Origin of the sequence: Streptococcus chenjunshii (genome assembly GCF_003086355.1) — a bacterium.
Classification (GTDB): domain Bacteria; phylum Bacillota; class Bacilli; order Lactobacillales; family Streptococcaceae; genus Streptococcus; species Streptococcus chenjunshii.
Window position 1 is genome coordinate 1,329,220 of the sequence record NZ_CP031733.1, and the last position, 23,070, is coordinate 1,352,289.

The 23,070-nt window shown below is 42.5% G+C and carries 17 protein-coding genes and 2 riboswitches; of the genes, 3 read left to right on the forward strand and 14 right to left on the reverse strand.

Annotated features, from left to right (window positions below; translation table 11 throughout):
- Positions 1-67: 67 nt before the first annotated feature.
- Positions 68-1,384 (reverse strand): FAD-containing oxidoreductase, encoded by a 1,317-nt coding sequence (locus DDV21_RS06480; RefSeq protein WP_116877072.1) that lies wholly within the window; start codon positions 1,382-1,384, stop codon positions 68-70.
- A 749-nt stretch (positions 1,385-2,133) separates the two neighbouring features.
- Positions 2,134-2,221: riboswitch (glycine riboswitch) on the forward strand.
- A 1-nt stretch (position 2,222) separates the two neighbouring features.
- A riboswitch (glycine riboswitch) is annotated at positions 2,223-2,310 on the forward strand.
- A gap of 104 nt (positions 2,311-2,414) precedes the next feature.
- Between DDV21_RS06480 and DDV21_RS06485 the strand changes: the two genes are divergently transcribed.
- Positions 2,415-3,746: an alanine/glycine:cation symporter family protein gene (locus DDV21_RS06485; RefSeq protein WP_116877071.1), complete on the forward strand. Its 1,332-nt coding sequence runs from the start codon at positions 2,415-2,417 to the stop codon at positions 3,744-3,746.
- Positions 3,747-3,999: 253 nt separating this feature from the next.
- On the forward strand, positions 4,000-5,220 hold the full coding sequence (locus DDV21_RS06490; RefSeq protein WP_116877070.1) for a cation diffusion facilitator family transporter: 1,221 nt from the start codon (positions 4,000-4,002) through the stop codon (positions 5,218-5,220).
- A gap of 83 nt (positions 5,221-5,303) precedes the next feature.
- Here the strand turns inward: DDV21_RS06490 and DDV21_RS06495 are convergent, their stop codons facing one another.
- The 12 genes from DDV21_RS06495 to DDV21_RS06555 all read right to left on the reverse strand — a co-directional run bounded on the left by DDV21_RS06495 (position 5,304) and on the right by DDV21_RS06555 (position 20,010).
- Entirely contained in the window at positions 5,304-6,143 is an 840-nt protein-coding gene (locus tag DDV21_RS06495) for an amino acid ABC transporter substrate-binding protein (protein ID WP_116877069.1), read from the reverse strand.
- A 25-nt stretch (positions 6,144-6,168) separates the two neighbouring features.
- The gene (locus tag DDV21_RS06500; RefSeq protein WP_116877068.1) at positions 6,169-6,798 is read right to left on the reverse strand and encodes an amino acid ABC transporter ATP-binding protein; all 630 of its coding nucleotides are present in this window, start codon (positions 6,796-6,798) and stop codon (positions 6,169-6,171) included.
- A 9-nt stretch (positions 6,799-6,807) separates the two neighbouring features.
- Positions 6,808-7,449 (reverse strand): amino acid ABC transporter permease, encoded by a 642-nt coding sequence (locus DDV21_RS06505; protein ID WP_116877067.1) that lies wholly within the window; start codon positions 7,447-7,449, stop codon positions 6,808-6,810.
- A gap of 544 nt (positions 7,450-7,993) precedes the next feature.
- The gene (locus tag DDV21_RS06510; protein WP_116877066.1) at positions 7,994-9,142 is read right to left on the reverse strand and encodes a mannitol-1-phosphate 5-dehydrogenase; all 1,149 of its coding nucleotides are present in this window, start codon (positions 9,140-9,142) and stop codon (positions 7,994-7,996) included.
- Positions 9,143-9,158: 16 nt separating this feature from the next.
- Positions 9,159-9,596 (reverse strand): PTS mannitol transporter subunit IIA, encoded by a 438-nt coding sequence (locus DDV21_RS06515; protein WP_116877065.1) that lies wholly within the window; start codon positions 9,594-9,596, stop codon positions 9,159-9,161.
- A 1-nt stretch (position 9,597) separates the two neighbouring features.
- The gene (locus tag DDV21_RS06520) at positions 9,598-11,553 is read right to left on the reverse strand and encodes a BglG family transcription antiterminator (RefSeq protein ID WP_116877064.1); all 1,956 of its coding nucleotides are present in this window, start codon (positions 11,551-11,553) and stop codon (positions 9,598-9,600) included.
- Between the two features lie 23 nt (positions 11,554-11,576).
- A complete protein-coding gene (locus tag DDV21_RS06525) occupies positions 11,577-13,343 on the reverse strand; it encodes a PTS mannitol transporter subunit IIBC (protein ID WP_116877063.1) in 1,767 nt (588 codons plus the stop codon).
- Between the two features lie 735 nt (positions 13,344-14,078).
- Positions 14,079-15,659: an ABC1 kinase family protein gene (locus DDV21_RS06535; RefSeq protein WP_116877061.1), complete on the reverse strand. Its 1,581-nt coding sequence runs from the start codon at positions 15,657-15,659 to the stop codon at positions 14,079-14,081.
- Between the two features lie 481 nt (positions 15,660-16,140).
- Positions 16,141-16,431 carry a phasin family protein gene (locus DDV21_RS06540; RefSeq protein ID WP_116877060.1) on the reverse strand — a complete coding sequence of 97 codons (291 nt, stop codon included), beginning with the start codon at positions 16,429-16,431 and terminating at the stop codon, positions 16,141-16,143.
- A 30-nt stretch (positions 16,432-16,461) separates the two neighbouring features.
- On the reverse strand, positions 16,462-17,100 hold the full coding sequence (locus DDV21_RS06545; RefSeq protein WP_116877059.1) for an SDR family oxidoreductase: 639 nt from the start codon (positions 17,098-17,100) through the stop codon (positions 16,462-16,464).
- Positions 17,101-17,459: 359 nt separating this feature from the next.
- Positions 17,460-18,059 (reverse strand): SP0191 family lipoprotein, encoded by a 600-nt coding sequence (locus tag DDV21_RS06550; protein WP_116877058.1) that lies wholly within the window; start codon positions 18,057-18,059, stop codon positions 17,460-17,462.
- A 511-nt stretch (positions 18,060-18,570) separates the two neighbouring features.
- Entirely contained in the window at positions 18,571-20,010 is a 1,440-nt protein-coding gene (locus DDV21_RS06555) for a glycoside hydrolase family 1 protein (RefSeq protein WP_116877057.1), read from the reverse strand.
- Between the two features lie 244 nt (positions 20,011-20,254).
- Between DDV21_RS06555 and DDV21_RS06560 the strand changes: the two genes are divergently transcribed.
- Positions 20,255-21,214 carry an AraC family transcriptional regulator gene (locus tag DDV21_RS06560; protein WP_116877056.1) on the forward strand — a complete coding sequence of 320 codons (960 nt, stop codon included), beginning with the start codon at positions 20,255-20,257 and terminating at the stop codon, positions 21,212-21,214.
- 159 nt (positions 21,215-21,373) lie between these two features.
- On the opposite strand, the gene DDV21_RS06570 is transcribed toward DDV21_RS06560, so the two are convergent.
- The gene (locus tag DDV21_RS06570) at positions 21,374-23,068 is read right to left on the reverse strand and encodes a carboxylesterase family protein (protein ID WP_116877055.1); all 1,695 of its coding nucleotides are present in this window, start codon (positions 23,066-23,068) and stop codon (positions 21,374-21,376) included.
- Between the last annotated feature and the right edge of the window lie 2 nt (positions 23,069-23,070).

Below are 23,070 nucleotides of genomic sequence, written 5' to 3' on the forward strand. Positions count from 1 at the left end.
AAAAGAAAAAGAGCATCTGTAAGCTCTTTTTCGGTTTTCTGTTCAGAAAGCAGAAGCACGGATCTTTTTAAAAATTAAAAAGATCGTTCAAATTTTCCGCCATACTGGGATGGGTGAAAATCTGATTTTTGATATAGGTATAAGGAATGTTATTATCCATCGCCATTTTGATCAGATTGATATTTTCCTGAGAGGCAGCTCCAAACAAAGTTGCCCCCAATATTTCCTTGCTTTCCGGGTCGATTAAGACTTTATAAAGTCCGCGTAAATCATTGTTCACATGTCCTCTCGGCATACTGGCCACAGGCAGTTTTTGGCTCTTATAAGTCACATGAGCAGCCTGTGCCTCCTTTTCAGTCAGCCCAACCTGTGACAAAGGCGGCTGGATAAAAATACTGGACGGGACATTGCGGCGCTCTTTAAGATTGTAGCTGCTGCTGCCTGTCAATTTCCCAAATACTACTCTGAAATCATCTAAAGAGGTATAGGTAAACTGCAGTCCGCCATTAACATCGCCAACAGCATACACATCTTTGACTGTTGTCTCACAAAATTCATCAACCTGAACAGCTCCGCGGTCAGTCAGCTTGATACCTGTATTTTCCAAACCGAGCTCCGCAACAGCTGGTTTCCGTCCGGTAGCATAAAGAAGGGCATCAAATGCATAATCTTTTGAAGCTGCGGTCACAGTCACCCCCTGCCCTTTATTAGCAACACTTTCTACCGTTGCTGACAGCACAAAATGCACACCGTCTTCTTCAAGATAAGTCTGTGCCAAGTCCGCCACTTCTTTATCAAAACGGCTGAGAAGCTGCGGTGAATATTCGAAAACAGTCACTTGGCTGCCGAGCTTAGCATAAAGACTCGCGAATTCCAAACCAATATTGCCGCCGCCAATGATGCCCAATCGTTTAGGCTGTTCAGACAAGAATTGGATGCCGGTACTGTCATAGACATAACGGCTGTCCAGCAATCCTGGTATAGGCAACACATTAGTGACGGATCCGGTATTGATAACAATTGATTCAGCTGTTAATCGTTCCTTTTCTGTCCCGGCAGCGATTTCGACAACTTTATCAGACACAAAACGGGCAGCAGCATGATAGAGATCGACTCCCGAACCGGTCAAAGTCTGCTCATTTTTTTGACGCAAACGAGCTGTTACAGTATCTTTTAAATGCATCGCCTGAGAAAAACTTAAATTTTTTTCAGCTGCCTGAATTAAAGTTTTGGTTGGAATACAGGCAACATTAATGCAGGTCCCGCCGTACATTTCTCTGTCTTTCTCAACAAGAGCAACTTTTTTGCCCAAACTGCTCATTTTCGCAGCCAAAGTCTTGCCTGCTTTCCCAAACCCAATAACTAACAAATCGTATGTCTTCATACACCAATTCCTCCACCAAGATACAAAGGCCGTTTAAAAATCCGTAGGAAAATAGGGAAGGACAAGCGATGTCCTGCATCGCGCTGGACTTCATCTTTTTCACTAGGATTTTAGGCTGCGTTCAGTTCCACCAAGATACAAAGACCGTCAAAAAATCCGTATAAAAAGGCGGTAAGCCAGAAATCTTCGATTTCGTCTGCGCACCCCTGTCAGAGCGACTAGGGAGCGAGACAGAACCCCAGATCATAACGTTCGATGTCTCGCCCCCGCAAAGCCTAGCAGACATTTTAAAGCTTTGAAAAAGCGACTAAAATGACACTAGGCTACTGCGCCTTGTATATAAGACTGACAAAATTAAGGATTAGTTTTTAAATCGTCCTTTAGGTCTGTCTATGGGCTGTTAAGACGGTAAAGCCTTCAGACGTCTACGGCTGGCTAAATCTTGTGACAGAACCTCAAATGATAGGTGCCCTCACTCTCCAATTTTCAAGTTCGGGCTGCCTGTGCACTCCCACAGCTTTTTGGCCTTTTTTCACATTGTGATATATTTATTCTAACAAGTCAGATGTCATCTGTCAGGTTTCTGCTACGTTTTATGTTTTACCGCTGTATAAAAAATCGCTCTTTCAATCGCTCTTTCTTACAGTCGGCAGTTTGGCCGAAGTTTTGATGACCTGTAAACCTTGAAATTCATCTTGACATGATAAACGTTTTATTATACTATAAGGCTGTTAAACTTTTAAACCGATTGACGTTTTTCAGGAGAGAAAAGATGCCGTATCTTTCACCGAAGGAATTATACTCTCAGGTGTCATGTGATATGACGGGACTGTTAAACTGACGGACTTCTGGAGAGACCTTTTTAGGCGCCGAAGGGGCAAGGCTGATCAGCTCAATCTCTCAGGCAAAAGGACAGAAAAAGGTAAAGTAAGATTTAAACTATTTTTATCTTATTCATAACTCACAGAAGTTGTTTGCAGACAGCTTCTTTTTCTTTTTGAAGGGTCAATATTCATAAGGAGACTCTTTCATGTTAGAATTTTTCAAGACCGTCGACGATATCGTGTGGGGGGCACCCCTGCTCGTACTTTTAGTCGGAACGGGTATTTATCTCACTATTAGGCTTGGCCTGCTTCAAATTTTTAGGCTTCCAAAGGCTTTTGCACTGATTTTCGCTGAAGATCAAGGGGAAGGTGATATCTCCAGTTTTGCAGCTCTGGCAACAGCTTTGGCGGCAACTGTTGGGACTGGCAATATCGTCGGTGTGGCTACCGCTATCAAGTCCGGCGGACCCGGTGCTCTGTTTTGGATGTGGATAGCAGCTTTTTTTGGCATGGCTACCAAGTACGCCGAAGGCCTGCTTGCCATTAAGTACCGGACTAAGGATGCTAATGGGGAAATTGCCGGAGGACCGATGCACTATATCATCAACGGTATGGGCCGAAAATGGAAACCCTTAGCGGTCTTTTTTGCTCTGGCCGGTGTTTTAGTTGCCTGGCTTGGAATGGGAACTTTTTCTCAGGTCAATTCAATCACATCATCACTTGAAAATACTTTTTCTTTCTCCCCGCAGATAGCTAGTATTTTTATCGCTGTTCTTGTGGCGGTTGTGATTTTTGGCGGCATACAATCTATTTCGAAGGTGGCTGAGAAAGTGGTTCCTTTTATGGCTGGTATTTACATACTGGCTGTCTGTGCAGTCATAGCCATGAACGCTAATCAGATTCTTCCTTCTTTTGTTTTGATTTTAAAGGGAGCATTCACAGGAACGGCAGCTGTCGGCGGTTTTACAGGTGCCGTTGTTAAAGAGGCCATTCAGATAGGGGTGGCGCGCGGTGTTTTCTCAAACGAATCCGGACTCGGCTCTGCTCCTATTGCAGCTGCGGCGGCTAAAACAGAAGAACCAGTCGAACAGGGATTGATTTCAATGACAGGAACATTCATTGATACACTTATTATCTGTACTCTTACCGGACTGGCTATTATTGTGACCGGCAAATGGACAGTTCAGGGACTGGAAGGGGCTCCGCTTACCCAGGCTACTTTTTCGTCACTCTTTGGATCTTCCGGCGCTGTGGCGCTGACCTTTTGTCTGGTTCTCTTTGCTTTTACTACTATTTTAGGCTGGAGTTATTATGGAGAACGCTGCTTTGAATTCTTGTTTGGTACAAAATACCTCTTGGTTTACCGAGTGATTTTTATCGCTATGGTTGCTTTGGGCGGTTTTCTTAAACTGGACTTAATCTGGACTCTTGCCGATATTGTTAACGGACTGATGGCCCTGCCAAACTTAGTTGCCCTTCTGGCACTCTCGCCGATTATTATCAGTGAAACCTACCGCTACTTTAATAAATCAGAATAAAGACAAAAAGAGAGCCTGATTGGGTGCTTAACAGCATCGCTGATCAGGCTTCTATTTTTGTCAAAGAGACGAGGTCTGTCAAAAGCACATAGGTAAAAAGAACCGCTGCAAAATGCCAGCCGGGACGGTTCGCTTGCACATCAGACAGAGCTGCCTTTTCTCTCTCATGCGTATTGCTTTGTCTTCATTCTTTGCAGCTTATTTTTTCTTACAATTATGATACAATGAAGGCACTATTATTCAAGGAGTTTTTATGACTGAACCTGGTAAAAATTTAAAATTAGCTATGCGCGGTCCGATTATCAGCATTGTGGTCTACCTGCTGCTTACTGCCTTTAAGCTCCTTGCAGGCTATATGCTGAATTCCAGCGCCTTGGTTGCTGATGGTTTTAACAATCTTTCGGATATTTTGGGCAACCTCGTTCTGCTTATCGGCTTATACTTAGCCAGCCAGCCAGCTGATGCTGACCATAGATTCGGGCATTGGAAGATTGAAGACCTTGCAAGCCTTATCACAGCTTTCATTATGTTTGCTGTCGGCTTTCGTGTTTTGCTCCAGACCGTTGAAAAAATATTCAGAGATACTCAAGTTAAAATCGACCCGCTGGGAGCGCTGGTGGGGGTGATTTCAGCCTGTATTATGTACGGTGTGCATCTTTATAACAAGAAGCTGTCACGAAAAATCAGATCCAGCGCCCTAGTCGCCGCCTCTAAGGACAATCTTTCCGATGCCCTGACTTCTTTAGGGACGGCTGTTGCGATTATCGCTGCTTCCTTAAATTTGATTATCATTGACCGAATCGCCGCAGTCATTATTGCTTTTTTTATCCTAAAGACAGCTTATGATATTTTCATGGAAAGTGCTTTTAGTTTATCTGATGGTTTTGATGAAAAGCAGTTAAAAGAATATGAAAAAGCGATTTTACAAATTCCTAAAATCGCTGCAGTTAAATCCCAGCGGGGGCGCACCTACGGCAGCAATATTTATTTGGATATTGTATTGGAGATGAATCCTGATCTTTCTGTTTACGAAAGCCATGCTATTACAGAGCAAGTCGAAAAACTGCTCAGCCAAAAATACGCTATTTATGATATTGATATCCACGTTGAACCCGCTCCGCTGCCAGAAGATGAAATAGCAGATAATGTTTTTAAAAAGCTTTACAAAAATGAAAAAGTAATCCTAGCCAGAATTCCAGACTATGAGGAGTTTATTGCTGAAGAATTTCAGATGATTGATCAAAATGGAAAACGCATCGCAAAACGGGAATTTATGAACCAAAATACTTATTTCAGCAGCCATTTCCAACATTTCAGCCTGCAATCAGTCAGCCAGAAAACAAAATTGGTTACATACGAAACTGACGGACAGTTTCATACCAGTATTTGGCGCCGCAATGAACAATGGTTTCTTATTTTCCATCAAGTTACCCCTAAGGTTTATCCTAAAAAATACAGACTCATAAAAGATTAAAAGCACCGTTTTAAACAAAAGCGGTGCTTTTTTGATAGCTTGGACTGCCTGCAAAGCCATCCCAATCAGGCTGTACAGCAGTGTCAGTCTTTGATTTCTTTTGCAGCAACGTCTTCACCAAACCAAGTCTCTGAAATTTCTTGAAAGCGTCCTTCTTCATAAAGTTCAGCAAAGGCAGCATTAATCTTTTTCACCAATGTTTTATCGGCCTTGCGAGCACCGACTGCAAAATTCTCACTGGCATAATCACCGGAAATAATGTGATAACTATCCAGTTCTCCCTCCTGCTGCAAATAGTAGTTAGCATAGACACGGTCAATCAGCAAACCATCGATACGGTCGCTTTCCAAATCAATAAAGGCCTGAGTAAACGTTTCGTACTGGTTCGCATCTCCGTTTTTAACAAAATCTTTAAGCACTTCAGGATGATCTGTAAATGCCTGATAGCCCGATGAACCCGCCTGTGCTCCCAGAACCTTGTCCTTCATATCAGAAAATTTTGCGATATCAGATGATTTTTTGGTGACAAGAACCTGCTCGTTTTCCATATAAGGATCAGTAAAGCGGACTTTTTCCCTGCGCTCATCTGTCGCCGAGTAGCCATTCCAGATTAAATCAATGTTTCCATTGTTTAATTCCGTTTCTTTCATATCCCAGTTAATCGGCTGCCAGTTGACTGCGATTCCGTACTTTTCAAAAACGGCTTCTGCCAAATCAACATCAAAGCCGACATAGGACCCGTCTGTATCTTCATATCCCATCGGCACAAATGTTTTATCAAAGCCAATGGTAATTTCTCCTTCTTCTTGGTAATTCTCCCACTGATCGGCTGAGGAGGACGTGTTGCTCTTGCTGCTGCAAGCGACTAAAACTGCGGGTATGAGCAAACAAAAGACAGCTGTTAAGAATCGTTTTAAGTTCATAAACGTTGATCCGTCACTTTCTTTTTTATTTTGGATTAATTTTGACAATAGCATCTGAAATATTTTCAGCGAAGGGCAAATCATGCGTGACCACAATCTGTGTAATCCCTAACCGGCGGTTCTGTAAGATAAGTTTCTCAACCTCCTGGCGCAGTTCCGGATCCAAAGCGCTGGTCGGCTCATCATAACCGATAATCTGAGGATCAATCATCATAGCTCTGGCAAGCGCCACACGCTGTTTCTGACCGCCCGACAGCGCGTACGGGTAAGCGGATATCTGATCGCTCAGCCCCAGTTTATCCAGAAGCTCTTTGGCTTTCTGGCTGGCTTTTTCTCTTGTAATATTCATCGTTTTTAAAGGAGACAAAATCAAATTATCCAAAACGCTCAAATGCGGGAAGAGCTGAAAATCCTGAAAAACAAAGCCAAGCAGATTGAGATTTTCTAAATGATCGATAGCTACATTTTCGCCATTGTAAATAATCTCGCCGGAATCTATTTTTTCAAGACCCGCCAGCATCCGCAATAGTGTGGTTTTCCCACCGCCAGACGGGCCGACCAAAGATAAAATCTTCCCTTCTTCGACAAGCAGATTAAAATGATCAAAAACCTTTTTCTGACCAAACTGCTTTGAAATATCTCTTAATTCTAACATATAGTCTCCTTATTTGTAATAACTGTATTTTTTCTCAACATGACGCGAGATAATAGTCACTATACCGATCAGAATAAGGTAGATAGCACCGGCGATAAACATCGGAACCAAAGAGGCATCCCGGTTTGCAGCTGTCTTGCTGGCCAGAAGCAAATCGCCAACTCCAAGCACATAAACCAGCGAGGAATCCTTAACCAGATTTATAATTTCATTAAAAACACTAGGCAAAACAATTTTAATCACTTGAGGCAGAATAATATAACGAATCGTTTGAAGCTGCGAAAACTTCAGCACTTTAGCTGCCTCATACTGGCCGCGCGGAATAGCAGCAATACCGCCGCGAAAAATTTCAGCAAAATAGGCCGCATAATTTAGTGTAAAGGCCAAGATAGCAGCCGGCATGCGATCAATTACAACTCCTACACTCGGTAAAACATAGTAGAAAAAAATGAGCTGCAAAAGCAAAGGGGTGCCGCGCATAATCCAAACATATAAACTCAGCAGCCATTTTAAAGGTTTAAAAGGCAGCTGCATTAAAAAAGCCAATACAGCTCCAATGGGAATTGACAGAACTAAAACGGTAATAAATACCTGTAAAGTAATTAAAGCACCGCTTAATAAATTGGGTAAGATTTCTAATAAATAAGGCATACTTTCTCCTGCTAGTATAATCACCTAATTATTATACCAAATTTTCAGAAGATTTTGGAGATAGTTCTCAAATTATTTATTACCCCTAATAATAAAGGCAAAGATTCTTTGGTTCATAGGTGTTTTAAAGCTTAAAAACGACTAAAAGACCACCAGGCTTTGCGGGGGCGAGATGCCGAACGTTACGGTCTGGTGTTCTGTCTCGTCCTGACAGGGGTGCGCAGACGAAATCGAAGATTTCTGGCTTACCGCCAGCCGTAGACGTCTGAAGGCTTTGCCGTCTTGACAGCCGACTGCACCCTTCTAGTCGTCCTGACAGGGGTGCGCAGACGAAATCGGAGATTTCTGGCTTACCACCTTTCATACGGATTTTTTAACGGTCTTTGTATCTTGATAAAAAGACCGGGACACAAGTTCCGGTCTAAATGGATTTTCATTTTATTTTGTCCTGTGCTGTAAAAACTAAGTCATAGGCAACAGCCTAAATATGGTACAGGAAACTTAGCAATTGTACATGAGGCTCTAGGCCCTTATCTCAACAAAACTAGGCAATTTTTTCAATGCTGTTCACAATTTCTGTGATTAAATCCTGATCCTTAAGTCCGGTTACCTCAGCGACAACTTCTTCAACTGGTTTTTGAGCCAGACTCTCCTGAAGCTGTCTGCTTTGCTCATCGTCAGGGTCAGTGTATTTAAAGACATAGCTGACCGTTTGCAGCAGATTAGCATAAGACAGATTTCGCTCTTTTAGTTCACGAATAGGACGGATAAAACGTTCATCGAAGCCTAGTTTACGAATCGGAGTCCGAGCTACCCGAGTCACATCGTCAACAATAAATGGATTTTCAAAGCGGGACAGAATCACTTTATGATAGTCAGTCAAAGCTTCCTCGGAAAATCCCCACTTGTCGATCAGAAGGCTGCGGATTTCTGCCAATACGGCCTCAACATTTGCCTTAACCTTTGTATTTTGCAGAGCTTCAAGAATCGTTTTAGCTCCGTAAAAAGCTCCTGTATAAGCTGAGGTGGCATGGCCGGAATTGACAGAAAACAATTTGCGTTCAATAAAAGGTTCTAAATCCTCTTCGTAATGCACTCCCTTTAATTTAAGATCAGGATTTTTCATACGGCTGGTTTCAACCACCCATTCATTAAAGGGTTCAACGACTACAAAAAGGGGATCTGCATGCGACTGAGCTGGAACAATGCGGTCAACCGCGGCATTAGGAAAACCGACATATTGTTCTGCGTAGTCTAAGGCTTCCTGTGACAGATATTTTTTCACCTCTTCGTATAAAAACTGCGAACCGCCAATCATATTTTCGCAGGCCAAGACATCAATAGCTTGTTTATTATTATCAGCACGGCGTGCCTCAATACCGTCCGCAATCAATTCAGCAATAAGGGGCAGGATATTGGGACCGATAGCTGTAGTGATAAGATCTGCCGTTCTGATGGCCTCAATTACCGCTCGGGGATTTTTCCCGTTGTTAATCCCATTGACATTGTTAATTGTAATATGGCGCTGTCCTTCTTCAGCGATTTCAATATCATATGATTTTCTCTCTTGAAGCGCGGCTATAATGGTGTCATTGACATCGACAAAATCAATGGCAAAATGGTTTTCCGCTAAAATTTCTCCAATAAAACCGCGGCCAATATTCCCGGCACCAAAGTGCACTGCTTTGTTCATAGGTATGCTCCTCCTTCTATTCTACATTTTCTAAAAGACGGATGATTTCTTCTTCTGTTTGAGCATCTGCCAGTTTAACAACATTATCAACATCTGCACAAAAGATAGAGATTTTCTGAATCATCTGCAGGTGCTCATCCCCGATACCGGCAATACCGAATAAAACTGTTGCTATTTGTGGGTTGCTAGTATCGCCAAAATTAACACCATCAGGAACTTGAACAACCGTAATTCCTGATTTTAAGACCTTTTCCTTGGCAGCATCAGTTCCGTGCGGAATAGCAATAAAGTTGCCCATATAAACCGATAAATCATTATCACGCTCTACCATAGCATCAATATAGTCTTCTTCCACATAACCTTCTTTAAAAAGCAGCTGGCCGCAATAGCGAATCGCTTCTTCCTTGTCTGCAAAATCCTGATCGAGTTTGATTAAACTTTTTTGAAATTCCATTTTAATTCTCCAATTTCTTTATTTTTTCAGTAAAAATCTGATTGAGCAGCTGGTAAATAATATCTTTGTTGCCGGTCTTATAAATTTCAGTATAGAGGTGATTTTCGATAATCGACTGGCTGATAGCGGTCATTAAATCACGCACTTCTTTTGTTTCATCCAGACGGGTCAGCATGACCAAAAAACGGGAAATTTCTTCTTCCTGATGATTCATGGAAAGAGCGGTAACAGGCCGTTTGAGTTCAAAAACTTTAAAGCACGACCGCTCTACTTTACTGGAATAGGTATGCAGCAAGGCCAGATGTGTCTCAGGAATGGCCAATGGGCTGATTGTAAAACGCTCTATCAGTTTATCAGCCAAATAGTTCTGATCAGTCACATAATCGATTTTTTCAACGACCATTCTGACTGTTTCTGCAAATTCAGGATTATTCTCTATCTGCCTGTAGGAAAACTCAGACAGCAAGGTCTGACTGGCCAGCAGGTAATTCTGTAAATCATAGGAAGGCTCAAATTGAACTTCCTGACGGATTTTGACATCACGGTTCGCTTGGATTTCCTGTAAATATTCCTGAAGCTGCAGGAGTTCTTTCCCGTCAGGATAAATAGAGACTAGTTTGACATCCTCTGCAGAGGTCAGCTGAGTGGACAAAATACTGTCATATCTTTCCCTATCCAGAGCTGTAAAATCAGCCGCAGGCTTTACTTTGACTGTCCCTACAAAAGGAGCCAGTGTTTTGAGACGGGTAATGAGAAGCTCACAAGCTAAAGGCCGTTCATCACTTAACAGTAAAATCGCAATCGGATAAATATCGGGGCTTCTTCTTAGACTGGAGGCGAAATGCAAGGTGATTAACTCATACTCTGTTTCACTTTGCAAATAGACAGGGAAAATTTCCTTGACTAACAGTGTCACCACACGATGCAGATACTCACTGTGATTGAGCGCAGAATGCCTGAGCGTGATATTCGCTGAATCTTCAAAGATTATCGGTATGGCTAAACTTAAACGGATATGGTTAAACAAAAATTTAAATAAGGTCTGATCCTTAGCGAAATTAATTTTAGTATATAAAGCGACCTTATCAATAAGATTTGAAACATTATAGAAAAATTCACTGTCAAAATTTTCGTTAAACAGCGGTGTTTCCTGTCTTTTAATAACTAATTCATCTAAGACAGCGGCATAATAAAGAATTTCCTGTATGGGGTAAAAAAGACCGTTTTTTTCCGACAAATCAGCATAAACTGACTTAGCAAAATCAAGAGCAGTCTTACTGACCAGCGGCGAAGGGGAATCAGGAACCGTCCCATACCCTGTCAAAGCCAGCAACACAATAAAGAACTGACTCATCTTTGCATCGATTTCAGGTAAATCTGACTGATGCGACTGAAAGACAAGGGTTGCATTTTCCAAATAAGAGCTGCTGACAGCTTTAAAAGAACCGTAATCATGCTGCCAAAAGTCCGAAACAGAAATATTATTGGTCATCAGCACAGCTAAAACCCGTCGCAGTTCAGAACTTTCTGGGCTGATGGAGTAGCCCCCTTTGCGTATCAGCTGTAAATCAAAATCCGACAAGCGCTTTTCGATATCAGCAATATCCTGAATGATGGTCACATTGCTCACCGCAAAATCTGACTGAAGGTCATCATTGGTGACTTCAGCCTGTGCTGTCAGCAATCTAAAGGCGATCAAATTCAGCCGTTCATTTCGTGAAAAAACAGTCTGGCTTGTGAATTCTCCTAAACGCTCTAATTCACCGGTCAATACATATTGGTTTCCTTCTTTAATGATACTGATATTAAACTGATTGAGGCTTTCTGTCAAATCAGCCAGAGTCCGATAAACCGTTCGCTTAGAAACTTTTAGAATATCTGAAATATTATTGATTGAAAGCTTTCCAAAATCCTGGAAAGCTTTCAGCACTTGTTCTTCACGTTTCGTTAATAGCATATATTTATTATATACTTTTGTCCTTATTTATGCATGCGGGCGACCATTTTATCATATTCAGGTGTTGTCACCAAACTGTCAACTACCAAAATCTGAGCTTTAGGCGCTTCCTGCTGAACTTGTGCCTGATTATCAATAGTCGTCACCAACAGGATATTTTTAGCATTAAATTTCCCTAAATCGCTATTGGCAGCTTTAGACACAGGAACAGCAATACCATTATTTTTGAAGATAGCTTCCAGTGTTGTCTGCCCCATAGTCGCTGAACCTCTTGACCGCCCGTAGGCAAAGACCACTTCATCAATGTAGTTCAAATCAATCTCAGCATCATCAGAATTGCCAGCAGCCGAATCCGGCTGAGCATCTGCTGATTGAGAAGCTGTTCCGGTAAGCATAGAAACAATGTCGTCATATTTTGGAGTCGCCAGGAAATTATCGACAGCAACATGGACCGCACTCGGAGTTTTCTGAGCAGCCCGGTCTGCCAATTCCTCTTGAGTGACAATTAAAGTATTAGGCGTATCAGTCAAATTGGAGATAGCTTTATTAGAAACCGGTAAATCAAGACCAGCTTTTTTCACTTTATCACGAAGGATAGAAGCCCCCATTGCTGAACTTCCCATACCGGCATCACAAGCAAAAATAATTTGCTTAACCGAATCTGTTGAAATCTCTTCTGCGGACAGAGGAGCTGCTGAGCCTTGTCCTTTTGACTCAGCCTTAGCAGCCTGCGTAGCAGCTTGAGCTTCAGCCAGAGAATCTTCTTCAGAATTATCTGCTTTGAGGATTGGAGCAGCTACAAAGAAAGAAACAGCTGTAGCAACCAGTACACCAGCAAGAACAGGCAGGTAACCTCCGCGAGGAGTCATCGCTAAAATGGCAATAATTGAACCAGGTGAAGCTGCGCCTGAAAGACCTGCTCCCAAAAGCTGGAAAGTAAAGGTGCCGGACACACCGCCTGCAATAACAGCCAAGAAAAGCAAAGGTTTCATCATGACATATGGGAAATAAATTTCATGGATACCACCCAAGAAGTGGATAACCATCGCTCCCCAAGAAGAAGATTTAGCAGAGCCCTTACCAAAAATAGCAAAGGCAAGCAGAACACCAAGGCCGGGTCCAGGGTTTGTTTCGAGCAGGAAGAGAATAGACTTGCCTGCTGCGGCTACCTGCTCAGCTCCAAGCGGCGTAAAAATACCATGATTAAGTGCGTTATTAAGGAAAAGAATCTTAGCGGGTTCAATCAAAATATTGGCAAGCGGCAGCAGTCTTGCTTCAACAATCGCCTGCACACCGACACCGATAGCATTTGTCAGGTGGGAGACAACCGGACCGACTGCCAAGAAAGCCAGAATAATGAGAATAAAACCGATAATACCAGCAGAAAAATTGTTAACCAGCATCTCAAACCCGGCTTTTACTTTATCCTGAAAGACCTGGTCAAATTTCTTAATACACCATGCTCCCAACGGTCCCATAATCATTGCCCCAATGAACATAGGCACATCTGATCCTGCTACTGCTCCGAAAGTCGCAATCGCTCCGACCACAGCACCGCGCTGGCCGTAAACGTTATAACCGCCAGTATAGCCGATTAAGACAGGCAGTAAATAAGTCAAAATTGGACTGACCATCACATTGAGGGTCGGATTCGGCAGCCAGCCGGTATCAATAAACAGAGTGGTTAAAATTCCCCAGGCGATAAAAGCTCCAATATTAGGCATAACCATATTAGAAAGAGCTGTACCTAGTTTTTGCACTCTGACTTTTAATGAACTTTTGTTTTCCATGTCAAAGTTCCTCCTTCTTTCTTATCTCCATTATAAGACAAGTCAACACAATTTGACACTCAAATTTTGGCACAATTTTTGTGACAGTTTTATCATTTGTAAGGTAATTATTGACACAACAACTGCCCAACAGACTGAAAGTTCAGCAGCTCTGCTTCAGATCATCATCACTTCCAAGCTTTACCCAGTAATAAGGCTGCGGCATTTAACAATACCGGGAGACCATTCAAGCGAAGTACTGATTTGCACCTGGCAGTCTCTTGGAAAATACGCAGCTGCACATGGGAAAACTTACTAACGCAGCTAGCGCTAAAGTGCTTCACATCGCCATTTCTGCAGTTGATATTCAAAGAGACTTGGCGAAACTTTCCTAACCTTTGCTTTTTTTATTTTCAAGGAAAACGAGCATGCAGATTTTTGAATTAATAACGGATAACAGGATGAGTTATCAGTTCTGCTTTCAAAACGGTTTCGAGATATTGTGCAAATATAAAGTATTAGACTTTATGAATGCTCTAAAACTGCTATTCCTAACTATTAAATATGAAAATACTGACACGTTCTGCAAAGACATTGAACGCCAAGCTTTTGTTACTTAAAAAACTTTCGAACAGCAGCGTTTATGCTTTAAATATAACAAAAGAGAGAACCTATCATTCTCTCTCATACATATCTATAAGTCACCTGCTGCAGATTGCAAAAAGCCTTTAAAACAGCAATCTCATCATTATCTTATCAAAATTTCCGGCTGCTTATAATCAAAAAGAGTAGGCTGACAAGTACCAAGCCCGCCAGAAGAAAAAGCACTTTCGCCAGCAATAGAAACGGGGGATTAAACGATAGGATGCTGGCAGCTAAAAGCAGAGCCATAAAGATAAAAGTCAAAACAAAGCGGTCAGCAAGCCTCTGCAGGCTTCGCATCCGCTTGCTGTAGTCATGAATATCATAATTGATAAGCAGGCGGCCGCTGAGAAGCTTTTCGGAGAGTTCATTGACTTTTCGGGGAATATTTTTGCCGTTTTTCAAAAGGTAAAACAGTTCGATTAGCAGGCTCTCCCGATTGAGGACCTGTGTCAGCATATCCTGTCCCATATTCTCAATAAAATAATGTTTGGCCAGTGTCATCAAATTGACATCAGGAGCCAGCTCCCGAAAAATCCCTTCAATCTGAAGAACAGCTTTCCCTAAGACCGTAATCTGCGGCGGCGCTTTAAGATGATTACGCTGAGAAACACTCAGCAAGTCGGTTAACAAATCAGCGATGAATAAATTGCCCAAGTCTAAGTTTGCATATTTGGTCAGCATCTGTTCGATATCTTGAGAAAAACCAACTTTATCAATCAAACTGCTGTCTGCCTCTGTCACCGTTAAAATCGCCTTGGCCATGCCATCAACATCTTGTGTCGTAAAACTGTAGAGCACATCATTAAGAGAAGCCCGCATATCATCCTGAAGCTGGCCCATAATACCAAAGTCAATAAAATAAATTTTATTATTATGGATAAGAAGATTGCCAGGATGCGGATCGCCGTGAAAGTAACCGTCTTTAAAAACCTGCTTAATAAAACTCAGCATCAGTTTCCTGCCGATATCTTCCAGATCATAACCTTCTTTAAGGAGCGCCTCGTAATGATTAATTGGAATCCCCGGAATATATTCCTCAACAATCATATGCCGAGTAGTAAAATCCGTGAAAACCTGTGGGACTGCCAGACAGTTAACCGACTGATTTTTTTCAGCAAAATCCAGCATGGCCTGTGCTTCTTGCCGAAAATCAATTTCAGCCGCCAAACTTTCCTTCAACTGCAGCAAAACCTCTCTTAAATCAACTGAAGGAAGGAAACGTTTGGGCATTTTTTTAGAAAGACGCAGAAGAATCGCAATATCTTCACTGATAATTTCTGTTAAATGCGGACGCTGAATTTTAATAACAACTTCCTGGCCTGACAGAAAGACCGCTCGGTGAGTCTGCGCAACTGAGGCACTGGCCAGCGGTTCCTCAGAAACTGTGCGAAAAACGCGGCCGACAGGCTGACCCAGTTCCGCTTCAATCGCCTGTAGTGCCTGCCCTGCAGGCAGCGGCAAAACGGAATCCTGCAGCTTGCTGAGCTCTTTGATATAAGGTTCAGGCAGTAAATCGCTGCGAGTCGATAAAATTTGCCCGATTTTAACAAAACTCGGACCTAACTCTTCAAAAGCTGCCCGTAATTTTTGCGGCACAGTCTGTTCATCAAGCCCTTTCCGCCTTTCTTTCAATCCTGTCAGGCCAACAGCAGAAAAAACCCTGACAATCTCCCGCAAACGATTATTCGCCATCCTCATCCCTTCACAAGATACAAAGCCCGTTAAGAACGCAAAGAGAAAATAGGAGCCTGACCGCCGAGTGACTAAAGACTCAAGGGAAGGCTGTCTTTTTCTCACAGCGTTTAGGGCATGTTCAATTCAAACAAGATACAAAGGCCGTGAAAAAATCCGTATGAAAATAGGGACTGACAAGTGATGCTTGCATCACGCTGGCAGGCATCTTTTTCATTAGGATTTTAGGCCGTGTTCAGTTCAAACAAGATACAAAGGCCGTTAAAAGAGCAAAGCAAAAATGATGGTAAGCCAGAAATCTTCGATTTCGTCTGCGCACCTCTGCCAGGATGACTAGAAGGGGGCGGCAGGCTGTAAAGACTGCAAAGCCTTCAGTCATCTACGGCTAGCTAACTTGGAATCAATTCTAAGCTTAGCCATATCTTTTTTGCACAGCTCTTAGGCCGTGTTCAATTCCACCAAGATACAAAGGCTTAAGGCCCTATTCTTCTTCTTTTTCGAACCGTTTCAGCAAAGCATCCAGCTTTTCTTCAAGGCGTGCAACATCCTCTTTGTTTGCATACTGAACCTGCTGCTTTTGCTGATCAAATTTTGCGAGGACTTCTTTTGCTTCCGCCTGTCCTTTGCGTTTCAGCTCGCTCTGCAGTTCTTTGCCTTCTTCAACTGTCAAACGCCCTTTAGCCACTAATTCTTTAACAAAGCTGTCTGCTTTTTCCAAAGTCATTGACGTTAAGCCAATGCCAGCCAGCAAAACTTTCTTTAAGTCATCCATTATCTCTTTCCTTTCTGCCGCTCATTGCAGTTAAAGCTGTTCTACAGCCTGTGCAATCGGTGTTTGTCCGTCTGCCATAGGGATAACCTTTTTAAAGGTATTAGGTTTATCCAGTACTTCGGCTAATACCTCTGCAACATTCGGAATGCTGTTTTGTCCCATTGCTTCTACTGTAAAATCAACTAAACCGCTGCCGCTCTCAGCTTCAACCAGATTACCAGGCTGCAGGATTGTATAATCAAGCTCAGTGTTATGAATCAACCATTCATCTGCAAAAAACTTGGCAATAATGTAATTTTTCAGCCTATCAATACCGGCAGCCTGCCATTTTTCAGGTTCTGTCGATAAAATAGAACTCAGCATGATAAAGCGCTTAATCCCAGCTTTCTCTGCCGCCTGCATAACTTTGACAGCTCCAAAAGCATCCGTCTGCAGTAAGTCCTTTCCTCTGGAACCGGCCGCAAAATAAACGGCATCCATCCCGCTTAATTTAGCGCTCAACTCTGCAAGTTCAGCATGCAAATCGAAGGAAACAGTCTGAATCCGATCGTCCTGGATAACCTTTTCCGGAGAACGAGCACCAGCAAAAACCTGATGGCCTTTCTTGATTAATTCTTTTAACAGAGACTCTGCGACCCGTCCATTTGCGCCTACAACAAATACTTTCATTTCCAATCCTCCTCTTTTAAACAAGATACAAAGCCCGTTAAAAAATCCGTATGAAAATAGGGGATGGCAAGTGATGCCTAAGCATCACGAAGACAGCCATCTTTTTCACTAGGATTTTAGGCCGTGTTCAGTTTTTTTGAATTATTATAACACAAAAAGCCAGAGATTTCTCAGATAGAATGCGGAAGTATCACTTATCAGCATTAACTTGCACTGAGTTCCCTCGCTATTGTTTATCCCTTTAATGATAAGAGACAGAAAGCCTAGTCCGCGTTCTGCCCCATAAAAAATATGGACCTAAAAACCTACACTGCACAGACCGGCGAGAAATGAAAACTCCGCTTCAGGTTTCACAGCATTTATTCTTTAACTTCCTCAAAGCCATAGATTCTCAGACTCAGACCAAATAATTTAGGGGACATATTTTTAACCTCCGTGAAATCCAGTGCAAAGCCTTCAACCTGAGCCAGACGTTCAAAATCGGTTTTTTTCGCATCAATAGTAATGCTCACGAGCCATTTATAATCTTCTGTAAGAGAACTTGTGAGAGAGACACCTTCGATGCCCGTTAAATCTGACATTCCGGGTTCTTCGTTTAAATACTCCCCTAAAACTTCCTGAACGGTCGCAGGATCTAAGGCACGCATTTGAGCCTGCTGTTCTTCGGAGAAGGTGTGGGTCATATCTATCTTAAAGCTTTGATACTCTGTTCCTTTATATGTTAAACTGACTAGTATCTCCTGCTGAATGCCGTCTGACTCTTGAGTATATTTGTACTTATCAGTCGTTACAGCAGCCTCTGATGTAGTAGTTTCCGTAGTTGTTTCTGTCACCGTAGTTACTTTGGAATGCCGCTCAGAGGAACCAGTCTTGCCTGCTTTTGGATTAGGGATAGGAATACATGCCGTTAACCCCAGCAATACAAACAACGCTAACACACCATAACTAATTTTTTTCATTACCTCTCCTTACACCAAGATACAAAGCCCGTTAAAAAATCCATATGAAAAGGCGGTAAATCCGAAATCTGTGATTTGCAGACGCGCCTCTGCCAGGACGGCTAGGGAGCGAGACAGAACCCCAGACCATAACGTTCGATGTCTCGCCCCCGCAAAGCCTAACAGACATTTTAAAGCTTTGAAAAAGCGACTAAAATGACGCTAGGCTACTGCGTCTCGTACATAACACTGACAAAATTAAAGGCTAGTTTTTAAATCGTCCTTTAGATCTGTCTATGGGCTGTCAAGGCGACAAAGCCTTCAGGCGGCTACGGCTGATAGTAAATCAAAATCAAAGCTTTTAGCCTTTTAAACAAATTCTCCTTATTTATTATAACTGGCAGAAATGCTTTTGACAAGCATTATATTACGACTAAAAGATTTTAGGCTTAAACGAAAACAGTTTTTAACTGTAAAAAAACTCTGCAGAAATTAAGGAGATTACATGGTTTCTGCAGAGTTATGAACGAGATTATTGATATAAAGATTCACCGTTGGTGGCGATAACTTCCTTGTACCAGTCAAAAGATTTTTTCTTATAGCGCGCTAAACTTCCACTGCCGTCATCATTGCGGTCAACATAGATAAAACCGTAGCGTTTGCTGAGCTGGGCCGTCGAAGCCGAAACCAAATCAATCGGTCCCCAAGTCGTATAGCCCCACAGTTCTACACCGTCTGTCAAAGCCTCACCGACCTGCTGCAGATGTTTTTTCAGGTAATCGATCCGATAATCATCTTCGACTGTCGGTCCATCCGGTCCGTCAACTAAAACATCTTTTGCACCTAGACCGTTTTCAACGATAAAGAGCGGCAGCTGATAGCGATCGTAGAAATCATTAAGAACCAAACGCAGTCCGACAGGATCAATCTGCCAGCCCCACTCGGAAGATTCCAGATAAGGATTTTTTATACCGCCCATAATATTGCCTTGGCCGATTTCATAATCCTCGGGATTATGCGCCTGAGCAACGCTCATATAGTAAGAGAAAGAGATGAAGTCGACAGTATTTTTAAGAATAGCTTCATCCTCCGGAGCAAATTCAATGGAAATATCATTTTCTGCAAAATAGCGTTGGATGTAGTTAGGGTATTTGCCGCGTACATGAATATCGGAGAAAAGATAATTTTGATTTTCAAATTCACGCGCTGCCAGCTGATCCAAAGGATTTGCAGTATAACCATAGGCAGGCATAGCTAAAACCATGCAGCCAATTTTAAAGTCGGGATTGATTTCATGGCCGACCTTGGTCGCTAAAGCAGAGGCCACCAATTCATGATGGACAGCCTGATACAAATCTTGTTTGGAAAGCTCAGCAAAAGGAGTTGCAATACCTCCCGACATAAAAGGCCCATGAAGCACAGAGTTGATTTCGTTGAAAGTCAGCCAGTATTTCACTTTATTCTTATAGCGGTTAAAGACCGTCCGGACATAACGCTCATAAAAACTAATCAATTCCCGGCTGGCCCAGCCATTATACTGACGGGCGAGGTGGAGCGGCGTTTCATAGTGCGAGAGAGTCACAAGCGGCTCAATATTATATTTGGCCAGCTCATCAAAGACCTTATCATAGAATTCCAGTCCTGCTTCATTGGGTTCTTTTTCATCTCCATTAGGAAAAATTCGGCTCCAGGCAATGGACAGACGAAAAACCTTAAAGCCCATTTCAGCAAAGAGAGCAATATCTTCTTTATAGCGGTGATAAAAATCAATACCTTCAAGTTTTAAATTATCAGGTGTCGGTTCGTCTGTAATGAGCGGATCCAAATCACCAATCTTTGCAGGCATCCCGCCCTGCGGTGTGACGTCCTGGACAGACAGCCCCTTGCCATCAACGTTGTAAGCACCTTCGAACTGGTTGGCGGCAGTTGCGCCGCCCCAGAGAAAGTTTTCAGGAAAGACCGTTTTTGTCATTTAAACTACCTCTTATTTATTTTATAAAATCAGTATAGAGATTTTTGAAAGAAAATGCTTACATTATTATTTTAGAAAATAATACTATTCTACGATATTTCTCTAAAAAAGGATAGCAATCATCAAAATCGGAGTATTGTGCTTTAATAAAATTCTGTTCTAATACTATGATAATTGACGACGGATTCTAACTTTTTTTGTTATAATAATACTATTATATGCCAGATAGAAAGGACAAACTGAAATGAGCGCTAAAAATGATACTTTTAAACAAAAAAAAGAAGACCGGCGGCATTTGCTTCCCTATCATTTTTTTGATACCTATGTTGAGAACGGCCGGCCTGATGTTCTTTTCCATTGGCATCCAGAAATCGAAATTAATTATGTGTATGAGGGGTCGGCCAGATATCATATCGATTATGATTTTTTCAACAGCCAGCCTGGTGATATTATCTTCATCAGACCCAACGGTATGCACTCCATTCACCCAATCGCAGATAGGACACATCATACAGATACCTTTCAGTTCCATTTGGATATGATCGGTAATGCCACAGTTGATCAGGTCAGCCTGCGCTATTTGCAGCCGCTGCAGACCAGCAGCTTCAAATTTGTTCCCAGAATTCAGCCCGATATGACTGGTTATGAGGAAATCAAAGATGCTGTCTTTCAGATTTTTGAACTTTCCCGCAACGAAGGACGGCATTTTGAAATTCTTTTGAAAGCAAAGCTCAACGAACTGATTTACCTGCTCTATTATCACCGCTATGTCCTGAGAAAAAATACCGATGATACTTATCGTAAAAATGAACGGATGCGTGAACTGATCGATTTTATCAATCATAATTATCAGCACAACCTGTCCATCAGCTATTTAGCTGATTTTATGGGTTACAGCAAGACACATTTTATGACTGTTTTTAAACAGCAGACAGGTACTTCCTGCACAGAATTTGTGATTCAGGTCCGCCTTAATAAAGCCAGCGATCTGCTGCTGAATTCTGCGGATCCTATTTTAGAGATTGCCAGCAGCGTAGGTTTTAACAATCTTTCCAACTTCAACCGCCAGTTTAAAAATTATTTTCATGTCACCCCCAGCCAATACCGCAAACAATTCAGTAAATCCAGAGGCCGTCTGACGCCAATCAGATCAGCTAGAAACCAGCAAAAAGAGAGTGGGACAACAATCGGTAAATTGTCATAACATGATGCTTTCGATTTTGTTGTCCCTCCTCCGCACAGTTGCTTAGAGAAACTACTATCTGTTGTGCCGCAAGGGATGGGAACTTCCGCTGCGCCAAATTCATCGGTTTAAAAAAGTAAAACGAGGCAGGGGACAAAAGTCCTGCCTCGTTATCGTTATTCACTCGTTATTGCTAGCTGAGCGCTCATCAAGCAGGCTGCTGAACCAGCGGCCGTTAAGAACTGTCGTATTAAGCTCTTCCTTGACCTCATCGGAAAGTGTGCTGTCTTTAGCCATTTTATCCAGAATTGTCTGCGCCTCTTCTGTATCAGTCGCTGCCTCAATCAGCGCTGTTTTTTTATTTGCTGTCAGAGACAAGACTGCTTCGTTTTTCTGGCTCCACTGCGGCCATTTTGTTAAATCGTCGCCGTTCGGACTGTCAGAGTGCAGAAAATTTTTAAGATAGGCTTTAAAATCTGCAGACAGAGCTTGAGCCCCTTTTTCTTCAAAGCTTTGCCCAATCATTGCAGTGTAGTTAGAAGGTTCCTGCAAAAGCGGTTCGAAAATTCCGTGAAAAGCACCGAAAGTCTCCGCTAAATCAGGAGTTACAGCCTTATCATCCCCATATGAAATCTCTCCGATAAAAATGGGGGAATCATATTTTCCGCCCAGTATACGGGCACTCTCCAGTGTATTTGATAAGCGGTAAAGCTGGCCGCCATAAGTTTTAACATAATTAAATTCAGCTGCTTTTTGCTTATCTGTGAAAAGCGACTGACTGCTGAAATCAGCAGCAAAGCGCTCATCATAAGCAGCAAAAAGAGAAAACTCGTTCGTTCCTGTTATTAGCAGCAAAGGAACATCATTGATATCAGCTGTCTCAAAACCCTCTTCTGGAAGTACCGTTCCATCTTTATAAAGATGCGGGAAAACGCTCATACGAATCGCGGCATTACCCATAAGACCAGCCAGCCGATCAGCAGACAAACCGTAAAGATAATCTGTCACCTCACTGTCAGCAGTCAGCAGCCAGTTTTTAGCTTCTTCGTCACTTTCCTTCACCTGATCTTCAACAACCAGAGGAGCTAAAGCTTCAGCAAAGGTCTCCTGGCTTTCTTTTTCATCAGCCAGTGTCATTCCGCCGCTAAAAGAAATAGCCTTATGGTATTTTCCAGCAAATACGGGAGATATCAAACTGGCCATCACATCGCGGCCTCCGGCTGAAAAACCGACTAAGGTAATATTATTCTTATCGCCGCCAAAAGCAGCGATATTCTCCTCTACCCAGTCCAAAGCTGCAGCAATATCCAAAAGACTGTAATTACCTGAATTCTCTTTGTCACTGCCGTTTTTTAAGGCTGCCAGGGGATTGAACCCCAGCGCTCCCAGCCGGTAATTGACCGAGACATAGACCGCATTCAAGTCATTGACAAAAGAGTTGCCCTTAATTTCCTGTGAACTGCCTGTTTGGTTGTTCCCCCCATGGATATAGACCATAACGGGCAGATCGCCCTCCTTGGTGTCAGGGCGGACAACATCCAGATTCAGTGCATCTTCTGAACCGACAACTTGATCGTCAGATAATTGTATGGCTGTATCACCGTAGTTATCAGCTGCAAAGATCCCTTCCCAGCTTTCTGCCTTTCGCGGTTCTTTCCAGCGCAGCTGGCCGCTAGGAGCCTGAGCATAGGGGATACCCAGCCACTGCAGAGCCTTGTTTTCTTTATCTCTGACCCCTCTGACTTTGCCAGCAGCAATGGTCTGCGTCAGAGACTGATTAAAAGCTGCACTTGATTCTTTATTATCGGTACTGATGCAGGCAACCAGAGAAATCCCCAATATCAAAGTCAGCAGGGCAACGTAAATTCTTTTCATAC